This is a genomic window from Pseudomonas sp. GL-R-19, from assembly GCF_019956375.1.
GTDB lineage: Bacteria > Pseudomonadota > Gammaproteobacteria > Pseudomonadales > Pseudomonadaceae > Aquipseudomonas.
The window spans coordinates 1-17,619 of sequence record NZ_JAHBDJ010000009.1 but is presented as its reverse complement, the minus strand read 5'-3'; the positions used below and the strand labels follow the sequence as shown (position 1 = coordinate 17,619).

At 59.4% G+C, this 17,619-nt stretch carries 19 protein-coding genes; 9 read left to right on the top strand and 10 right to left on the bottom strand.

Annotation, left to right across the window (positions count from 1 at the left end):
• Window positions 1-59: 59 nt before the first annotated feature.
• From KGA83_RS05275 to KGA83_RS05255, 5 genes are all read right to left on the bottom strand, one after another.
• A complete protein-coding gene (locus KGA83_RS05275; RefSeq protein WP_223528915.1) occupies window positions 60-350 on the bottom strand; it encodes a hypothetical protein in 291 nt (96 codons plus the stop codon).
• Window positions 351-526: 176 nt separating this feature from the next.
• On the bottom strand, window positions 527-1,687 hold the full coding sequence (locus tag KGA83_RS05270) for an iron-containing alcohol dehydrogenase (protein WP_223528913.1): 1,161 nt from the start codon (window positions 1,685-1,687) through the stop codon (window positions 527-529).
• 3 nt (window positions 1,688-1,690) lie between these two features.
• Window positions 1,691-3,082 carry an aldehyde dehydrogenase family protein gene (locus KGA83_RS05265; RefSeq protein WP_223528911.1) on the bottom strand — a complete coding sequence of 464 codons (1,392 nt, stop codon included), beginning with the start codon at window positions 3,080-3,082 and terminating at the stop codon, window positions 1,691-1,693.
• A gap of 7 nt (window positions 3,083-3,089) precedes the next feature.
• Window positions 3,090-4,463, bottom strand: a complete 1,374-nt coding sequence (locus tag KGA83_RS05260) for a glutamine synthetase family protein (RefSeq protein ID WP_223528909.1) — start codon at window positions 4,461-4,463, stop codon at window positions 3,090-3,092.
• Between the two features lie 244 nt (window positions 4,464-4,707).
• Entirely contained in the window at window positions 4,708-6,297 is a 1,590-nt protein-coding gene (locus tag KGA83_RS05255; protein ID WP_223529028.1) for a winged helix-turn-helix domain-containing tetratricopeptide repeat protein, read from the bottom strand.
• Between the two features lie 261 nt (window positions 6,298-6,558).
• Here KGA83_RS05255 and KGA83_RS05250 point away from each other — a divergent pair, with 261 nt between their 5' ends.
• The 4 genes from KGA83_RS05250 (at window position 6,559) to KGA83_RS05235 (ending at window position 10,542) form a co-directional block, all read left to right on the top strand.
• On the top strand, window positions 6,559-7,311 hold the full coding sequence (locus KGA83_RS05250; protein WP_223528907.1) for an SDR family oxidoreductase: 753 nt from the start codon (window positions 6,559-6,561) through the stop codon (window positions 7,309-7,311).
• Between the two features lie 44 nt (window positions 7,312-7,355).
• Window positions 7,356-7,769 (top strand): cupin domain-containing protein, encoded by a 414-nt coding sequence (locus KGA83_RS05245; protein WP_223528905.1) that lies wholly within the window; start codon window positions 7,356-7,358, stop codon window positions 7,767-7,769.
• A 95-nt stretch (window positions 7,770-7,864) separates the two neighbouring features.
• Window positions 7,865-8,962 (top strand): HlyD family secretion protein, encoded by a 1,098-nt coding sequence (locus KGA83_RS05240; RefSeq protein ID WP_223528903.1) that lies wholly within the window; start codon window positions 7,865-7,867, stop codon window positions 8,960-8,962.
• A complete protein-coding gene (locus tag KGA83_RS05235; protein WP_223528901.1) occupies window positions 8,959-10,542 on the top strand; it encodes a DHA2 family efflux MFS transporter permease subunit in 1,584 nt (527 codons plus the stop codon). The genes KGA83_RS05240 and KGA83_RS05235 overlap by 4 nt, the downstream gene beginning before the upstream one ends.
• Window positions 10,543-10,611: 69 nt before the next feature.
• On the opposite strand, the gene KGA83_RS05230 is transcribed toward KGA83_RS05235, so the two are convergent.
• The 4 genes from KGA83_RS05230 to KGA83_RS05215 all read right to left on the bottom strand — a co-directional run bounded on the left by KGA83_RS05230 (window position 10,612) and on the right by KGA83_RS05215 (window position 13,509).
• On the bottom strand, window positions 10,612-11,130 hold the full coding sequence (locus tag KGA83_RS05230) for a phage infection protein (RefSeq protein WP_108217919.1): 519 nt from the start codon (window positions 11,128-11,130) through the stop codon (window positions 10,612-10,614).
• A gap of 248 nt (window positions 11,131-11,378) precedes the next feature.
• Window positions 11,379-12,071, bottom strand: coding sequence for an RES family NAD+ phosphorylase (locus KGA83_RS05225; RefSeq protein ID WP_223528899.1), 693 nt, complete (start codon window positions 12,069-12,071; stop codon window positions 11,379-11,381).
• Window positions 12,065-12,469 (bottom strand): hypothetical protein, encoded by a 405-nt coding sequence (locus KGA83_RS05220; protein ID WP_223528897.1) that lies wholly within the window; start codon window positions 12,467-12,469, stop codon window positions 12,065-12,067. Before KGA83_RS05220 ends, KGA83_RS05225 begins: the two co-directional genes overlap by 7 nt.
• Before the next feature lie 902 nt (window positions 12,470-13,371).
• Window positions 13,372-13,509, bottom strand: a complete 138-nt coding sequence (locus tag KGA83_RS05215) for a hypothetical protein (protein WP_177413232.1) — start codon at window positions 13,507-13,509, stop codon at window positions 13,372-13,374.
• Between the two features lie 294 nt (window positions 13,510-13,803).
• On the opposite strand from KGA83_RS05215, the gene KGA83_RS05210 reads away from it, so the two are divergent.
• The 4 genes from KGA83_RS05210 to KGA83_RS05195 all read left to right on the top strand — a co-directional run bounded on the left by KGA83_RS05210 (window position 13,804) and on the right by KGA83_RS05195 (window position 16,543).
• Complete coding sequence (locus tag KGA83_RS05210; protein WP_108217923.1) at window positions 13,804-13,998, top strand: hypothetical protein; 195 nt, start codon at window positions 13,804-13,806, stop codon at window positions 13,996-13,998.
• A 55-nt stretch (window positions 13,999-14,053) separates the two neighbouring features.
• Entirely contained in the window at window positions 14,054-14,239 is a 186-nt protein-coding gene (locus KGA83_RS05205; protein ID WP_108217924.1) for a hypothetical protein, read from the top strand.
• A gap of 259 nt (window positions 14,240-14,498) precedes the next feature.
• Complete coding sequence (locus KGA83_RS05200; protein ID WP_108217925.1) at window positions 14,499-16,271, top strand: S-type pyocin domain-containing protein; 1,773 nt, start codon at window positions 14,499-14,501, stop codon at window positions 16,269-16,271.
• Window positions 16,271-16,543 (top strand): hypothetical protein, encoded by a 273-nt coding sequence (locus KGA83_RS05195; protein ID WP_108217926.1) that lies wholly within the window; start codon window positions 16,271-16,273, stop codon window positions 16,541-16,543. The genes KGA83_RS05200 and KGA83_RS05195 overlap by 1 nt, the downstream gene beginning before the upstream one ends.
• Before the next feature lie 257 nt (window positions 16,544-16,800).
• Here the strand turns inward: KGA83_RS05195 and KGA83_RS05190 are convergent, their stop codons facing one another.
• Window positions 16,801-17,073, bottom strand: coding sequence for a hypothetical protein (locus tag KGA83_RS05190; protein WP_223528894.1), 273 nt, complete (start codon window positions 17,071-17,073; stop codon window positions 16,801-16,803).
• 296 nt (window positions 17,074-17,369) lie between these two features.
• Here KGA83_RS05190 and KGA83_RS05185 point away from each other — a divergent pair.
• Window positions 17,370-17,619, top strand: a 250-nt coding sequence (locus KGA83_RS05185; RefSeq protein WP_263292507.1) for an MATE family efflux transporter, incomplete at its 3' end; no start/stop codon positions are given.

Genomic DNA, 17,619 nt, shown 5'->3' with positions numbered 1-17,619 from the left:
GAAATCACTCCGGCTTGTGTATCACAAGTGCAGCTAGGGAACGACAGGTTGCGAAGGATTCAGGCCAACAGCCGTTCAATCTGCGCCAGCTCCCAGGTGCTTAGCAGACTCACCGGGTCGGTGCCGAAGCGCTGCCCGCTGTCGAACGCATACTCGCGGCCATCGGGGCTTTGGCCGTGCAGGCAGTGGCGCACGTGGCCGGCGTCGACGTCGAGTGTCAGGCGCCAGCCGTCAATGTCGATCCGTACAAGACCAGACCCGCAGGCGTCGGCGACTCGCTTGATGGTGCAAATGCCCTGGGCGGCATCGCGCAACGGCTGGTAAACCTCGCGGGCGGTGAGGGCGGGCACAGATGTCTCCGGGGTGAAATCGGGGAGGCACAGGATAATTCATCTGCGTGCAAAAAAGCCCGACTGATAAGGCCCGGACTCTGTAGGAGCGAGCCTGCTCGCGATGGACTTGAGGAAGACGCGGGGTGTCAGGCTCCCCGCGTCATCGTTGACGTTCATCGCGAGCAGGCTCGCTCCTACAGACGGCCGTGAAATGCCGCGTCGAAAATCCTTGCCACGCCGTCTCGGGTCAATGGCAGCGGGTTACCGCCGGCGCAGGGGTCGACAATCGCCATGTCCGCGATCAGGTCGGCCTGCCGGTCATCCACGCCCAGTTCAATCAGGGTATGGGGTACGCCGATGTCCTTGCGCAGCTTGAGCACGAAGGCCATGAAACTGTCGAAGCCGGGGGAGGGCAGGCGCAGGTACGCCGCCAGGCGGGTGATGCGCTCCTCGATGGCCGTGCGATTGAACTGCAGGACATAGGGCATGAAGGTGGCATTGGTCATGCCGTGATGGGTGTCGTACAGCGCGCCCACCGGATGCGAGAGCGCATGCATCCCGCCCAGGCCTTTCTGGAAGGCCGTGGCGCCCATCGCTGCCGCCGCGAGCATTTGCGCGCGGGCCTCAAGGTCCGACGGCGTGTGTACTGCCTTCACCAGAGAGTTGGCCACCAGGCGCATGCCTTCCACGGCAATGCCGTCGGCCAGTGGGTGAAAGCCGGGGGCGCAGTAGGCTTCCAGGCAATGGGATAACGCGTCCATGCCAGTGCCGGCGGTGACCTTGGCGGGCATGCCGACGGTAAGGGCCGGGTCGCTGATCACCACGCGCGGCATCATTTTCGGGTGGAAGATGATGCGTTTGGTGTGGGTGCTCTCGTCGATGATCACCGCCGCACGACCGACTTCGGAACCGGTTCCCGCCGTGGTCGGCACGGCAATGATCGGGGCGATGCGGCTGTCGTCGGCGCGGGTCCAGTAGTCGCCGATGTCCTCGAAATCCCAGACCGGGCGGGTCTGGCCGCTCATGAAGGCAATCAGCTTGCCCATGTCCAGGCCACTGCCGCCGCCGAACGCGATCACGCCGTCGTGCTGGCCGGCACGCCAGGCGTCGAGCCCGCCGGCCAGGTTGGCTTCCACCGGGTTGGGCTTGAGGTCACAAAACAGCGCCACGCCAAGACCGGCGGCGCGCAACGCATCCAGTGTCGCCGTGGTGATCGGCGCGCGCGCCAGGCCGTTGTCGGTCACCAGCAAGGGGCGCTGGACGCCCTGGCTGCGACAGACGTCGGCCAGCTCGGCGATGCGCCCGACACCGAACCGAACGCTCGTGGGGTAGTTCCAGTTTCCTGTCAGGTTCATGGTCTACACCTCGTGACGCAGATGGAAGGATTTGGCCCGGGTCAGGTGCTCGTAGCCCAATGGCGACAGGGTGACGCCGCGCCCGCTGTTTTTCACGCCGGTCCAGGCCAGAGCCGGGTCCAGGTAATCGCAGCGGTTCATGAACACCGTGCCGGTGGCGATCTCGTTGCCCAGGCGTTCGGCCGCCGCAAGGTCCCGGGTCCAGATGGAAGCGCTGAGCCCGAACTCGCTGTCGTTCATTAAGGCGATGGCTTCTTCATCGCTGGCCACCGGCATGATGCCGACCACGGGGCCAAAGCTTTCGTCGCGCATGACCGACATTTGATGGGTGACATCGACCAGGACCTGCGGCGCGAGGTAGGCGCTGCCCGGTACGTCGGCGGGAAATGCCTGCGGATCGATCAGCGCCGTCGCGCCCTGGGCCATAGCTTCGGCGATCTGGCCACGAACGAAGAAGGCGGCGCCCGGTGTCACCAGCGGGCCGAGGGTGGTGGCTTCGTCCAGCGGGTTGCCCAGCACGTACTGACGGGTCAATTCGGCGAAACGCTCGACAAACACCGGGAAGATTTTCTGGTCGACATAAATGCGTTCCACGGCACAGCAACTCTGCCCGGAATTGAAGAAGCTGCCGTCCACCAGATTTTCCACCGCCTGTTCAAGGTTGGCGTCTGCCCGGACATAGGCCGGGTCTTTTCCGCCGAGCTCCAGGCCCATGCCGAGAAATTGTCCGCTGGCGACGCTTTCCATGACTTTGCCAGCCTCCACGGAACCGGTGAAGTTCACTTGCTGCACGCGCCCGCAAGCAATGATCGCCCCGGTCGACACATGGTTGAGCAGCAGATTCTGGAACAGCCCTTCGGGCAGTTTTGCGCGACGCATGGCCTCGGCGAAACGCTCGCCCACCAGCAGGGTTTGCGACGCGTGCTTGAGGATCACGCTGTTGCCGGCCATCAGCGCCGGGATGATCGTGTTCACCGCCGTCAGGTAGGGGTAGTTCCACGGGGCGACCACCAGCACCGTGCCCAGCGGCTCGCGTTTGATGTAGCGTCGAAAACCCGCCTTGGGCGCAGGCTCTACAGCGGCCAGGGCCTGTGGAGCGATGGCGATCATGTGTCGGGCGCGTTCGGCAAAACCGCGCAGCTCGCCGGCGCCGTAACGCACCGGGCGGCCCATCTGCCAGGCCAGCTCCGGCACGATGTCCGCCTGCATCGACAGCATCGCGTCCACCGCGGCACTGCAATAAGCCGCACGCTCGCTCAGTGAGCGGCGTTGCCATGACGCCTGTGCATTGGCAGCGGCCGTCAGTGCCTGCTCGACCTGCTGCGCATCGGCCACCTCGCGTTCGACATACACCCGGCCATCGACCGGGGAGATCAGTTGTACCTTCTCAGTCATGATGTTCTCAGTAGCGCTCGAAACCGCGCTGCAATTCCCAGTCGGTGATTCGCCGGTCGTACTCCTTCTGCTCCCACTCGGCGGTGTGCACGTAATGGTCGACTACCTCATCGCCGAACGCCTCGCGCAACATACTGGAGGTTTTGAGTGCGGCGCTCGCCTCGCGCAGGGTCTTGGACACTTCCGGCAAATGCTCATCGAGGTAGGCATCGCCTTCGAACGGTGGCGCCAGGTCGAGCTTCTCGTCGATACCCGCCAGGCCCGCCGCGATCAACGCGGCGAAGGCCAGATAGGGGTTGAGGTCGGCGCCACCGATGCGGCATTCGATGCGGATGGCCTTGCTGCCTTCGGCACACAAACGGAAGCCGGCGGTGCGATTGTCGCGGCTCCACACTGCCCGCGTCGGCGCAAAGGTGCCAGCCTGGAAGCGCTTGTAGGAGTTGATATAAGGCGCGAGAAAACAGGTGATGTCGTTGGCGTACTTGAGCTGCCCGGCGACCCAGGCCCGCATCAGTTTTGACATGCCGAACTCGGCTTTTTCGTCGAAGAACAGCGGCTTTTTGGCGTTCTTGTCCCACAACGAATTATGGATGTGACTGCTGGAACCGGCGGCGTCGTAGCGCCACTTGGCCATGAACGTGATCGCCTTGCCCTGCAACTGCGCGATCTCCTTGCAGGCGTGCTTGATGATGACGTGGTGGTCGGCCATGGTCATGGCATCGGCGTAGCGGATGTTGATCTCTTCCTGCCCCGGGCCCCATTCACCCTTGGAGTTTTCCACGGGAATGCCCGAGGCCTGCAAATGCTTGCGAATCGCCCGCAGCACCGGCTCTTCGCGGGTGGTCTGCAGGATGTTGTAGTCCTCGATGTAATGGCCGGCGGTTTTCGGTTTGTGATAGTTGCGCTCGTGGATCGCCTCGTAACTCTCGTCGAACAGATAGAACTCGAGTTCCGAGGCAAACATGCCGGTATAGCCGCGCTCGCGCAGGCGCTCGACCTGCTTTTTCAGAATCGCCCGAGGGCTGTGGGGCAGGTCCTGGCGATGGTGATGATCGAGCACGTCGCACAGCACCAGCGCCGTGCATTCAAGCCAGGGCACGCGCCGCAGGGTGGACATGTCGGGCTTGAGCACGAAGTCGCCGTAGCCCTTGCTCCAACTGGCCGCAGCGTATCCCGGCACCGGCTCCATATCGATGTCATCGGCCAGCAAGTAGTTGCAGCAGTGGGTTTCTTCGTGGCCGCTGTCGATGAAAAACTCGACCTGGAAGCGCTTGCCGACCAGGCGTCCCTGCATGTCGACCATACAGACCAGCACGGTATCGATTTCGCCGGCAGCCGCGGCGCGCTTGAGTGCATCAAAGCTGAGGAGGGGCTCGGTCATCACGGCAATCCTGCGTGAAAGGTTTGGGCCAGTCTGGGATAGCTGTTGCAGACGCTCTCCAGAAAAACCCAAAACCTGCAGAACCGAGCATCGTGAGCAACAAGTTGCTCAAAGCTTAGCCTACCCTGTAGGAGCGAGCTTGCTCGCGATGGACTTGAAGACACCGCGTTTAATCAGAAAACCCGCGTCATCGTTGACGACCATCGCGAGCAAGCTCGCTCCTACAGGGTAAGGCTGGTCGTCTTCACTCGGGCAATCCCGCCAGCCGCAGTCCATCGACGAAACGGGCGAAATCCTCGGGCCGTTGAATGGGCAGCCAGTCCTTGAGGGTGCCCAGGCGCAAAGACGAATCCAGCTTTTGCAGACGCTGCATCGCCAGATTCGCTTTATCCATTCGACCGCCGAGCGCATGACTGGCCGCCACCAGTGCTGCCGCGATCAGCAGACTGGGCAGGTTGCCCAGGGCCTTTTCCGCCCAGTCCGCAGCGGCATCGAAGTCCCCGGCGAAGAAATGCGCGAGCGCCATCCCGACCTGCATCCTGAACATTTCCGGATCCAGCGGACTCAAGCGAACGGCATGCTGCAAATGCTCGATGGCAGCGTCCGTTTCACCGTGCAGCGCCCGCAGGATACCGCCCAGGAACCAGGCGGGGGCGAGGTTGGGATTGAGCAGGCGCGCCCGGTCGAGCAGTGCAATGCCTGCGTCGACTTCGCCGGCGAGATGAGCAAGGGCATGTCCGCCGCGTGTTAGTGCAACCGCATCATCGCGGCCAAGGGTTACCGCCAGACGCGCCAGCCGTATGCCCTCGGCGATTTCCGCAGGCCGGTCGGTCATCCAGCCATTGAGCTTGCGCCAGAAATGGCACCAGGCGGCCATGCCATAGGCCGAGGCAAACTCCGCATCGAGTTCGATGGCCTGGTAGAACAGCGGCAGCGCCTGCTCGATGGCTTCCCGGCTGCCGCTGTGCAGTTTTGCCATGCCGCGCAGGTAGTAGTCATAGGCGTCCAGGCTTTCCGTCGGCTTGCGCTTGGCGCGTTCGATTTCCGCCCGTTCCAGTTGCGGCGCGATCGCGCCGACGACGCTCTCGGTGATTTGGTCCTGCAGCTCGAAGATGTCGTCGAGCAGGCCTTCAAAGCGCTCCGCCCAGATGTGCGTCCCGCTCGTCGCGTCGATCAGTTGCCCGGTAATGCGCAGCCTGTTCCCGCACTTGCGCACGCTGCCTTCAAGCACGTAGCGCACGCCCAGCTCCTGGCCGACGCCCTGGGCGTCTACCGCCTGGCCCTTGTAGGTGAAGCTCGAATTGCGCGCGATGACGAACAGCCAGCGAATACGCGACAGGGCGGCGATGATGTCCTCCACGACGCCGTCGGCGAAGTATTCCTGCTCCGAATCGCCGCTCAGGTTCTGGAAGGGCAGGACGGTAATCGAGGGTTTTTCCGGCAGGACGAGCGTCGAGGAGGGGATTTGTTTCGTGTCAGCGCTCGAGCGTTCATCGATGTCAGGCTGTCGCGCTTGCCCGGTCATGTTGCCGTTGATCTGGCCAACGAAGCGGTAGCCCTTGCGGCTGACGGTGCGCACCAGGCGCTGCTCTTCACCGGTGTCACCGATGGCCTTGCGCACCGCATTGATGTGGCTGGTGATCGTCGATTCGGAAACGATCCGGCCGCTCCACACCGCCTTGAGCAATTCGTCCTTGCTGAGGACCCGATCGGGATTGTTGACGAACAGCAGCAACAGGTCGAAGACCTGCGGGCCGACGGCCACGACCTGCCCGCGCAAGGTCAGCTCCCGGCGCTCCTGATCGAGTACGTAGTCTTCAAACGCGAATGACAAGATAAGCATCCCCTGGCGAAGCGCCCTCAACTCCGTGTCCCAGGCGGCTGGCGGTTGGTAACTGGGGAGGATGATACGGCAGCTCGACACCCGCTGCACCGTCCGCGCCAGGGAATGCTGGACGAACAGCCTCTTCTTTGGACATAAATCCAAGCGTTCGCCAAGGTAAACCCAAGCCCGGCGCAAGGACTTGCCTCACCCGTGCAGGCAATCTTTCTCTACACCGACGCAATCGTTGCAGTCGACAAGTGGAGAAAAGCCATGAAAATCGTCGTCATCGGAGGCTCCGGCCTCATCGGATCGAAACTTGTGAACACCCTGCGCGAGCGCGGCCATGATGCGCTCGCCGCCAGCCCCAGCACGGGCGTGAACAGCATCACCCGCGAAGGCCTGGCTGCAGCGATGGATGGCGCTGATGTGGTGGTTGACGTGGCGAACGCGCCGTCGTGGGAGGACCAGGCCGTTCTCGAGTTCTTTGAAACGTCGAGCCGTAACCTGCTGGCCGCCGAAGCCGCGGCCGGGGTTCGTCATCACGTTGCCCTGTCGATTGTCGGCAGCGAACGGCTTCCCGATACCGGCTATTTCCGGGCCAAGGTCGCGCAGGAAGCCCTTATCAAGGCGTCCGGCATGCCTTACACCATTCTACGTGCCACGCAGTTCTGCGAGTTTGCCGGCGGCATTGTCCAGTCGTTCACCGTTGGCGATGAGATTCATGCTTCGCCGGCGCTGATCCAGCCGATTGCGTCCGACGACGTGGTGGCGGCGCTGGCCGATATCGTGCTGGCAGCACCGGTCAATGGCACGGTTGAAGTCGGCGGCCCGGAAACCATGCCGATCGACGAAATGGCCAGGCGCTTTCTGCGAGCGACCCAGGACAACCGCAAGGTCGTACCGGACGTGCATGCGCGTTACTTCGGTGCCGTGCTCAACGATCAATCGCTGGTCACCGGCAAGAACGCACGCCTGGGCGCGATCCGCTTCGACGACTGGCTGGCCCGGTCGACAGAGCAGTAACGGATCTCACCCTCGCATTTCCTTACGAATCCAGGAGAAATCCCATGGTTACCCGATTGCTAATGGCCGCTGTCTTTGCAGCACTCTCGATCAGCGCCGCATCGGCCGCCGAGCCGCCCCCCGGCAAAGTGACGGTGGTGTTCGACCGTCCCATTCCCAACATCCCTGGCAAGAGCATGAGGGGCGTGGTCGTCGAGTATGGACCGGGTGCCGCGTCGCCGGCCCACACCCATCCGAAAACGGCCTTCATCTATGCGACGGTGCTGGAGGGCGCGTTTCGCATCCAGGTCAAAGGCCAGCCGGAAAAGGTTTACAACGTCGGCGAAAACTTCGTAGAGGAACCGGGTTCCGTGCACCTGGTCAGCGCCAACGCCAGCGACACCCAACCGGCGCGCCTGTTGGCGGTGTTCGTCCTCGACACCGAGGAAAAGGTGCTCGTAACACCGATCAAACAGTGAGCCGATCAACCCGCTCATGAAGGCTCGACAGCCGGGCGGCAGATCCTGCCGCCCAGTGTCTGTCTGGTTCTTGGCACTGAACAGGAAATCAAAAAATGAACTCGCTCCAGGACAAGGCCGCCATTGCCACCGGCGCAAGTAGCGCAACGCCTGTGGTCGTGGTGCGGCGCAGCAAGCGCAAGACCATCGGCCTGTTGCTGTGCGTCGCGGCCTTGATGGTCGTGGCGGTTTGGGGAGTCATGGCGTTTTCCAGTGGTGTGACCTCGACCGACAACGCGTATGTCCGTGGTGACGTCACCTCACTGGCCGCGAAAGTCGCCGGCTATGTCACGGGGGTCGAGGTCGAAGACAACCAGGCCGTGCGTGCCGGTGATGTGCTGTTTCGTATCGATGACCGCGACTATCGCGCCAAACTCGCGCAAGCCGAGGCCAATGTCAGCGGCGCCCAGGCGCGACTGACCCATGTCGATGCGCAGATCCAGCTTCAGCATGCGCTGATCAGGCAGGCCGAAGCACAAAGGCGCTCGGCCACCGCCGACATGAGCCTGGCGGCCAAGACCCACGACCGCAGCCGCAAACTGATCATCAGCAACGCGGTGAGCCAGGCCCTGGTCGATGAAACCGGCACAGCGCAATCCAGAGCCGTGGCCTCGGTGTCGGCCGCCTCGGCCACGGTCGAGGCGCAACAGCAACGCATCGCGGTGTTTGTCGCCGAGCGCGAGGCCGCCGTGGCCGCCGTGACCCAGGCACAGGCCGCGCGCGATCTTGCCCGGATCGATCTCGATCACACCGTGGTACACGCGCCGGTGGATGGCGTGGTCGGTAACCGTCAGGTTCGCCTCGGCCGTTTCGTCACGCCGGGCGTATCCCTGCTCGATATCGTGCCGGTCAACGATGTGTGGGTGGTGGCGAACTTCAAGGAAACCCAGCTTGAACATATTCGCCCCGGTCAGTCCGTGCGCGTCACGGTCGATGGCTACCCCGATGCGGCACTCGATGGCGTGGTCGACAGCTTTGCACCGGGCAGTGGCTCGGCGTTCAGCCTGCTGCCACCCGACAACGCCACCGGGAACTTTGTGCGTGTCGTGCAGCGCGTGCCGGTGAAGATCCGCCTGGCCCACAATCCGCTGCCGGGGCGCATCGTGCCGGGCCTGTCCGCGCGGGTGGAGGTTGCGCAAGGGGCCGGTTCATGAAAAGCGCCAGACTGAGCCGCGTCAGGGCAACGAATGGCGTGCTGCTCATGGTGGGCATCGTGCTGGCGACGTTGACGGAAGCGATCGCCAGCACCGTGCTGGCCCTCGGCCGCAGCGACATCATCGGCGACACCTATGCCACGCCTGACGAGTTCGCCTGGCTGGATGTCGGCTACATCGCGTTCAAACTGATCGGGTTCATGCTTGCCCCTTGGCTGATGCAGCGATTTTCCGCGCGCAACGTGATCATCGGCGCCACCCTGGTCATGGGCCTGGCGTGCTGCGCGGCCGCCATTACCGCCTGGCTGGAGCTGCTGATCGCACTGCGCATCCTGCAAGGCTTCGCTGGCGGTACTTTGTTGGTGGCGGGTCAGGCGCTCATTTTTCGCGGTTATCCACGCGCCCTTCAGCCGATCCTGCAAGCCCTGTTCGCCATGGCGGCCGTGGTCGCGTCGGCGACCCTCGCACCGGCCCTGCAAGGGTGGTTGATCGACAGCCAGTCCTGGACCTGGATTTTCTTCAGCGTGGTGCCGCTGGCCCTGGCGGCGACGGGGCTCTTGCTCATCGCCGACCACCCCATGCCCGCCAGGGTGCGGCAACATTCGTTTGACTGGCTCGGCTGTGCATTGATCGGTGCTGCGCTGTTGTGTTTCACCTACGTGCTCAGCCAGGGCAGCCGCTGGGACTGGTTCGAGGAACCGCGCATCCTGGTGCTGACGGTGATCGGCGGCGCCGCGCTGCTGGCCTTTCTCGGCCAACAGGTCTTGGCCAACGGCCAGGGGCTGCTCGATTTCAGCCTGTTCAAAACAAGCGATTTCACCTTTGCCTTTTGCGTCAGTTTCGTCGCCGGAGCCGCGCTGTTCGGCAGCGCCTACCTGATCCCGGCGTTCGCCCTGTCGGTACTGGCGTTCACACCCACCGATGCCGGCCTGCTCCTGTTGCCCAGTGGCGGTTTTTTTATCGGCTCGTTGCTCATCGCTGCCTGGTTGATCAAGGTCCGCCGCCTGCCGCCGGTGGCGACCGTACCCTTGGGCATCCTGCTGATCATGGCGGCGATGTGGATGCTGTCCGGCGCCACCAGCGAAAGCGGCGGCGCCGACATGATGGTAGCCATCCTGTTGCGCGGCCTGGGCCTTGGCTTCCTGTTTCTGTCGATCACCCTGATCGCCTTCAGTCATCTCAACAGCCGCAACCTGGCCAGCGGCATCGGCCTGTTCAATACGGGGCGGCAACTGGGTGGCTTGATGGGCGTCGCGGGGCTGCAGACCTTGATCGACCATCAGGTTGTCAGCAATGGCGTGGTCCTCGGCGCCAACGTCACCCCGGGAGGAAATGCGCTCATCGAACGGCTGATGACCACAACCGCGATGCTGGCGGGGAAGGGCATGGATCAGGTGGCCGCTGGCCGGGCAGCCACCAACCTGCTGGGCAAGGCGGTGTCAGGTCAGGCCACGGTGATTGCCTTCGATACGGCGTTCTTCACCGTGACCCTGTTGTTCGTCTTTGCCGCGCCCATTCTGGTCGCCATCAAGATTGGTCTCTCGCGATACGCGAAAGTGCATGAACGACGGACGAATTGATGACCCGCACGAAAAAGCCCGGCGGGTGAGGCCGGGCTTCTCGTTGAGTCCTGCGGTAAAGCACTGCATTCAGACAGCGCGGCTTTCGATCAGACGGTCGGAGCCACCTTCGGCGACGCGGTTTTGCAGCAGTTTGTCGGAACCGCCTTCGGCAACGCGGTTTTCCAGCAGTTTGTCGGAACCGCCTTCAGCGACGCGGTTTTGCAGCAGTTTGTCGGAACCGCCTTCGGCAACGCGGTTTTGCAGAAGTTTGTCGGAACCGCCTTCGGCGACGCGGTTTTGCAGCAGTTTGTCGGAACCGCCTTCGGCGACGCGGTTTTCCAGCAGTTTGTCGGAACCGCCTTCGGCGACGCGGTTTTGCAGGAGCTTGTCGGAACCGCCTTCAGCGACGCGGTTTTGCAGCAGTTTGTCGGAGCCACCTTCAGCCACACGATTCTCGATCAGGCGATCGGAACCACCCTCGGCCACACGGCTTTCAATCAGACGATCCGAGCCGCCTTCAGCGACCACAGGTTGAGCAGAAGTTGCGGCGAAAGCGTTAACTGCGAAAACCGAGAAAGCGATGCTGAGGAGGGTCTGGCGTTTCATGATGGTGTGCTCCGGGGTGCTTATGGGTTGGTATGGAGCAGATGTTACGCCGGGGATTTTTTAAGAGAACTTCATTGAAGTGATGGTGACTATCGATGCAGTCAATGGATCGAACACCGTGTGTGCAAACACTGCTTTTTGTGGCGAGGGAGCTTGCTCCCGCTGGGTCGCGCAGCGGCCCCAAATCGAGGACTGCTACGCAGTCCAGCGGGAGCAAGCTCTCTCGCCACAAAGTTATCGCAAGGCAATCAGGCTTCGCTGATCTGGCTCACGCTGGTGATTTGCCCATTCCAGACCATCTCGTAATGCGCCGCCTGCACAATCGACGAAACCGGCCTCGGCGTCATCAGCGCCCAACAATGACTGCCCGGCATGCGCACCGAGTGATAACGCAGCCCCGGGCAACCTGTCTTGCGAACATCCAGGCCAAGGCGTCGGGCGTCGCTGTAATCGTCCGGCGCATACACCGGATCGGTCAGCGGCAGGGCAGTAGCATCCTTCATCCCCCCATCACCAAAGGCACACGCCAACCCCCGAAACACAAAACGCTCATAGTTCAGGCTCGGCACCTTCGACCAATACAGCGCCTGGTGATGCCGGACCTCGGCCAACGCCGCTTCCATCGAATCCGCCAGGTACAACACGCCAAAACTGCCGTCACTGAAGCGCGAACCCGCCGGGTTGACGTGGGTAAAGGGTGCAATCGCGTAAGAGCAGCCCGCAATCCCGAACGGAATCTCGCTGCGCGCAATCAACTCAAGCTGTCCCAGCTCATTCTTCAACCGCGGATTAGTCAGCGCCTGAATCTCGAACAACAGCTCGAACTCATCCGCGTCCGCCACATCATCAAACAGCGCAATCGGCGGAAACTTCGAATTGACCAGGCGATAAGCCTGCAACGACTGACCGGCAAACACCGCCAGCTCACTCGCCATCACCATTGCGCACCCCGCAGCATGTCGATGCGGCGGAAGGTTTCATACAACGCAATCATGTCGCCCTGGGCCATGATCTCCAGCGGCGAACGCCCGTTGAAAAACTCGTTGTCATTGGCCATCGAGGCAAAGCCGTAGACGTTGTCCGGGTTGTCGAACACCAGCCGCAACGTCGCGTGAATGTTCAGCACAAAACTGATGCGCTGCATCTGGTCCGCATCCAGCGCCACCGCCCAATCCGGGTCACGCTGACGAGCGCGGGTGTAGGTGCTGCAGGAAATACGCAGGATGCGACAGGCCTGGTCGCTGGTGGCTTTCCACTTTTCCAGAATACCCACGGCGGCACGCAGGCCGGTGACGCACTGGTTTTTGCTGAAGGATTGGGGTTGCAGGGGGACGGCCATGTTTGTGTCCTTAGGTTGAATCTGTAGATTCAAATGTAGATTTATTGAGTCTGTAGAGCAATATTGGTGCGACGGATGGGCTTAACATGCCAATGCAATTGGGCCGCGATCTTGCTGAAGCTATGTGTTACTGAAACCGACGATGCAGGTCTGGAAAGACATCCTGGGCAAACCAGGCGGGCAGGCCGGGGGGGAACCGGGTCCAGCCAGGATTTCGAGGTGAATAAGGACATGGCAGTTTGTATCGCCAGAATTGTCTTCACATTTTATTTCATATAAAAAATCGTTTAAAAAGCTTTATTTTGTTGGTTTTTATATGGCTTTGTGGAGCTTTTTAACTGAGCTGCCTTCACGTTTTATTTCACAATTTTATTTAAAGAACTCCAGGATTCTGGAATGCCAATCGCCAGCAAATACAAATCAGGCGCCCGTATTCAATTACTTCGCTGCGACGCCCTCAAGTAGCGCCTGCACTTGCCTGGCCTGCGGGTTGCCCGCCGTTTTTCCATTGGGAATAAACGCCGCGCCCACGACTGCATCACTGATGAAACGTCCGCCCCAGTGCATCCAGCCGAGTCGCAATAGGCGGCAAGCGCCGACTGCTCAACGCCAGCGTCCGCACATCATCCGCCGTGCTCTGCGCGATGCTCTGCACCGACTGCAAGCGCCCGACAAGCTCCCTCGCCACAGGTCTTTTAACGCTGAGCCATTTAAGCAAATCGATTGCCGGCGTGGTCGAGGTGTATTTGAGAAACCGTGGAGAGCGTAGCCCTTGGCCGTCATTCCAGGCGGGTACGACGTCGCTTGTGGAAAAACAATGTCCGATATAGAGGCAAGTAATACCGAAGTGATGGGGGAGTACGACAGACTCCATTGCAAAGTCTGTCGTACACCCGAGGCAATTACGATTTCTTCGGCGGATAGTTGCTGCGCAAGCGACCGGACTTTTTGCCGGTGGTTTTGCTCGGCAGGTTCGGCACCAACGGACGGGATCTGGGTTGGGGGTTGGAGCGGCTTTGGGGTTGAGGTTGTTTGCTCATGGTTCGCCTCCTGAATTTTCAGGGATTCGCGAAGTGGTTTACTGATGAAGTTTAGCTAATTGACTGTGGGTTGGGTCGATTGGCTCTTGGGGCGTGTGTTGTGAGCGATCGGCTTTTGTTTTCAGCCCCATTGATAGACCCCCTTACGCAATCCTCGGATTTTGCCTACAACTTCGGCAGGAGTATCCCGCTATTCCAAAGATGAAAAACGGGAAATATTGACGGCGTAGAAAGGGGGGATCACCGGCTGTTCGGAGAGAACCTTTTGAACAGCAAAGCGCGAAGGGATGAACCATGCTACAAAACGACCGCGACAATCTGGAACTCGATAAACTGCAACTCGAAATCCGAAGGTCCATGGCCGAAACCCGAAAACTCACGGCAGAAGAGCGCAAGTTCAGGCAAGAGACCTTCTGGTACCCGATTGCGGTGGGGGCTGGTAGGGTGACCGCTATCGTCGCTGCTGTCAGCCTATGGGCGAAGTTTTGAGCATTCGTACCCGCCACAACAGATACGACTCGTGACCCACACAGGAAGTAGCAGCATGTCCACACAACCTACGAATCAAGCCAGCATTGAACAACTGCACCGCGACGTTGCAGCTTTTGTCGAGGAGATGCGTAGTCCCGCCCCGAACGCGATCCGCTCTACTGTGGTGCCGTTCGGCATCGGTGCCGCCCTGGCACTGACAATCTTTGTTGTCGCCGCCCTGGTAGTCCGACTGGTCTAGTCTTTTACCCTTGCGCCGATGGTTGGGGCGTTTGGGTGAAACAGGTGTAAATCTGTTTCAGGACTAGACCAAAAGAAGAATACAGGCGCCCTCGGCGCCCATATGTAGTCACTCTCCCACCTGCGCCCGCAACTGCCGCCCATCATCTTTCGTGCGCGACGTATACAGTAAATATTGAAGTATTGAAAATGCTACGTTGTTGCGGCATAACTTTTGCTCTGTCTATTTTATGGAATTGATATTGTGCATGGAGCGCTATATGCAAGAACCAATTACACATTATTCACCTGTAATAACGCCTGAGTCTCGACAGGTTCAAGCTACAGAAGCCCAAGTTTTTCCTTCAAGCTTCGATAGTGTTTTGTTTTGGGATGGGGCTGTCCCGGCAGTTACTACGCCCCATAGTATTGAGAGTACCAAAAACCCCAGTAACGCATACCAAAAGTTGGAGGCGATAGGACTTTCGGTGCACGATCAGATAACGAGTGTTTTTTCTGGTGCTACACCGAATGTTCGAGATTATCTAGAAAGACGCATAGTCGCAGCCATTGACGGGCAGGGGTTCAATGCGTTGGAAGCTGCCTTGAAAAAGAAAGCGATCATTGTAGAGCTTCTGCAAAGGGCCAGAATCCATAGATGTTGGCTCGATGCACTACTATATAATGGTTTAGACGCATTGTCGCTAGACAGAGAAATGAGTGCCGCGGTATTTGCATCGAATGCTGATGCAGAAGACGATATGGCAGTGCGACAAAGCTTTTATGAAGAATATCTATTATCGCTAACTGCCGCCTACGTTAAACGAATCCTTGTCGAAGCCATCTCCATTCTGGAGGACGCTTCCACAACTGCAGACGCGGCAATCCATAGCGCCTTGGCAAGGGGCGAAGTCGCTTACACCTACAGGTTACACATTGGTAATGGCATAGAGGCGGGCACTGTGGCGGGTGCCATTGCCATCCATGTCGCCGAAGGTTGGACCTTCGGGGCAGTGATCCATGAAGGCATTAAGTTGTTGGCAGGGTTGGGGGAGGCACTTATCAGTCGGGCCACTGCTGTTGGGATCGGAGCCTTGTTCTATTCACCTGCTCTTGCTAACGGCGAACGCTTTCCTCAAACAGCTCTCAAACTACCCGGTACCACTTTTTTACCAAAGCTGCCGTCAAACCTGAATGAAATCGCCGCTGCCGAAGGAACCATTGACCTTCCTTATCGGATTTATGGCGACCTTAACCAATACACACTCGTTGCAACCCCGGCTGGAGGGAGCGTCTCGGAAAAAGTGCCAGTGCGAGCATTGGCATTCGATCCAGCGACCAGCGCCTACAGTTTCACGTCAAACGATACACCGCCCATTATCCTCAGTTTTCCAATTATTCACTTGGGAAACGGCTCGACAACTTCGCCTGCCCGCCCTGCGCAAGTACCGACTTACACTGGAGTTACGCTGTCGCCATTGCTTGTGCAGCCTGAAACCTTGCCCGCGGTCGAATTGCCTGATTTCAGGGATTGCATTTACTGCTTTCCGATTGAAAGCGGTCTGCCGCCAATCTACGTTGTTTTTAATAGTCCTTATGAAGGAGCAACCACAAGGGGAAAATACAGCGGTCGACTTTTCAATCCCGCCAAAGCTGGAGGCCCAATCCTCGATCTCGATTGGACAAGTGCTACCGTGAGCCAAGCGGGTATTGACCTGGTAAAATTACATACGGGACGCTTTGGGCCTTCGGACGCCAATGCCATTATGATTTTTCGCTTGAAAAAAATTCTGCTGGGTGAATTGGTAATCACAGATGTGGACAAACGCTTCTATACTCATGAAATCAGAGAGCTGGAACGTTTCAGAGCATTAGGTGTGGTTGACGGTGTAGACCCGAATGACGACGGTATTATTTGGAATAACACTCACGCCGCGACGCTGGAGGACTACAAGGTCAAGGATGCTTTTGAACTGCTCTATACACCTGATGCTTTAGAAGCGGATGAAAAACAAAGGGGACGAGAGTACAAGAAACTTGGAGGGGTAAAATAATGAGCGTCATTGCAACCATCGTACTTAACGAAAAACCTGAAGAGGTAATTCTGTTTGTAACCAAAAATCAATTAGGTATTTCCTTTCCTCAGCTTGATGGTCTTTATAATCGGGCTAACTGGGCGCATGTGGAGAACAACATTGGTCTATTGAAACTTGTCAAAAAAATGTGTGATGCCGGTTTTATAAAAAATAATGGGATCAGAGTTGTGAGAGGGCCCAACTGGAGAGAGCCGGCATTCATGCTCGAAGGCAAATATACCTTTGATTGACAGCACCAAGTGCCTGAACGCAGGCGCCAGAGAACGGTGACAGTAGCTATCATTTCGTAGTCGTCCGGTTCCCTTGTCCAGTCGTTTAGATCATCGAAGGTTTCCCGGGTTGAGCCGCTGCTGCAGCGGCTCTTCTCTTTGTTTCGGGCATATTGAGTATCTTCGCCTGATTGGTTTTTCGCGGTCTCGAATCAAGCTGACGGGTAACCCCTTTTCTGGACCAGCATTAAAACGGGTGCCGAGACACCCGTTTTCATTTACTCCGCAGCCTGCGCCCGCAGCCGGCGACCAATCACATCCATCAAATCACAACCATCGCGCAACGGAATGACCAGCAGTTTGCAGAAGTCCTCCAGCACCACCGTGTCGCAACCGAGTTCGGAGCGATAGGCGATGTTTTCCAACACCTGCGTAACCGCCCGAATACGGTAGTCGGCCATGGCTTGCAGGACGTCGAGTGGGGCTTGGGTGTCGATGAGCAGGGAGGCCGGAACCATGTTGATTCCGGTGAGGGGCATGTATCGGTTCATTTTGAATGATCTCTGTTTGTTGGGCTCAAGGCCGTCAGTCGGTCATTCTCTGTTGTCAGGTCGCCAAACCCGAATCGCCATATTGGGCGACGGCGCCGACTATAAGCCGCACGGGATCAGCGCGTAAGGTGAGACATTCTGAGCTTCATGTAGGACCCGCGACGATGAAACTTCAGACCTTTCCCCTCACGTCGCTGGAAATATAAACACAGACCTGAGATGTTCACCGCCCCTTGGTTTCAGCCACCAACGCTATCCTTAATCATCGCTCCTGCCGTCAAGATGGACCTTCCCGAATGCAAACCCCAACCCCCCAACGCCCCCTCTGGAAAACCTACCTGCTGTTCCTCGCCCCAATGGTCCTGTCGAACTTCCTGCAATCCATGTCCGGCACGGTCAACAGCATCTACATCGGCCAGATGCTCGGCACCCAGGCCTTGGCCGCCGTGTCGGGGATGTTCCCCATCGTGTTTTTCTTCATCGCCCTGGTCATCGGCCTCGGCGCCGGCGCGGGTGTGTTGATCGGGCAGGCGTGGGGTGCGCGGG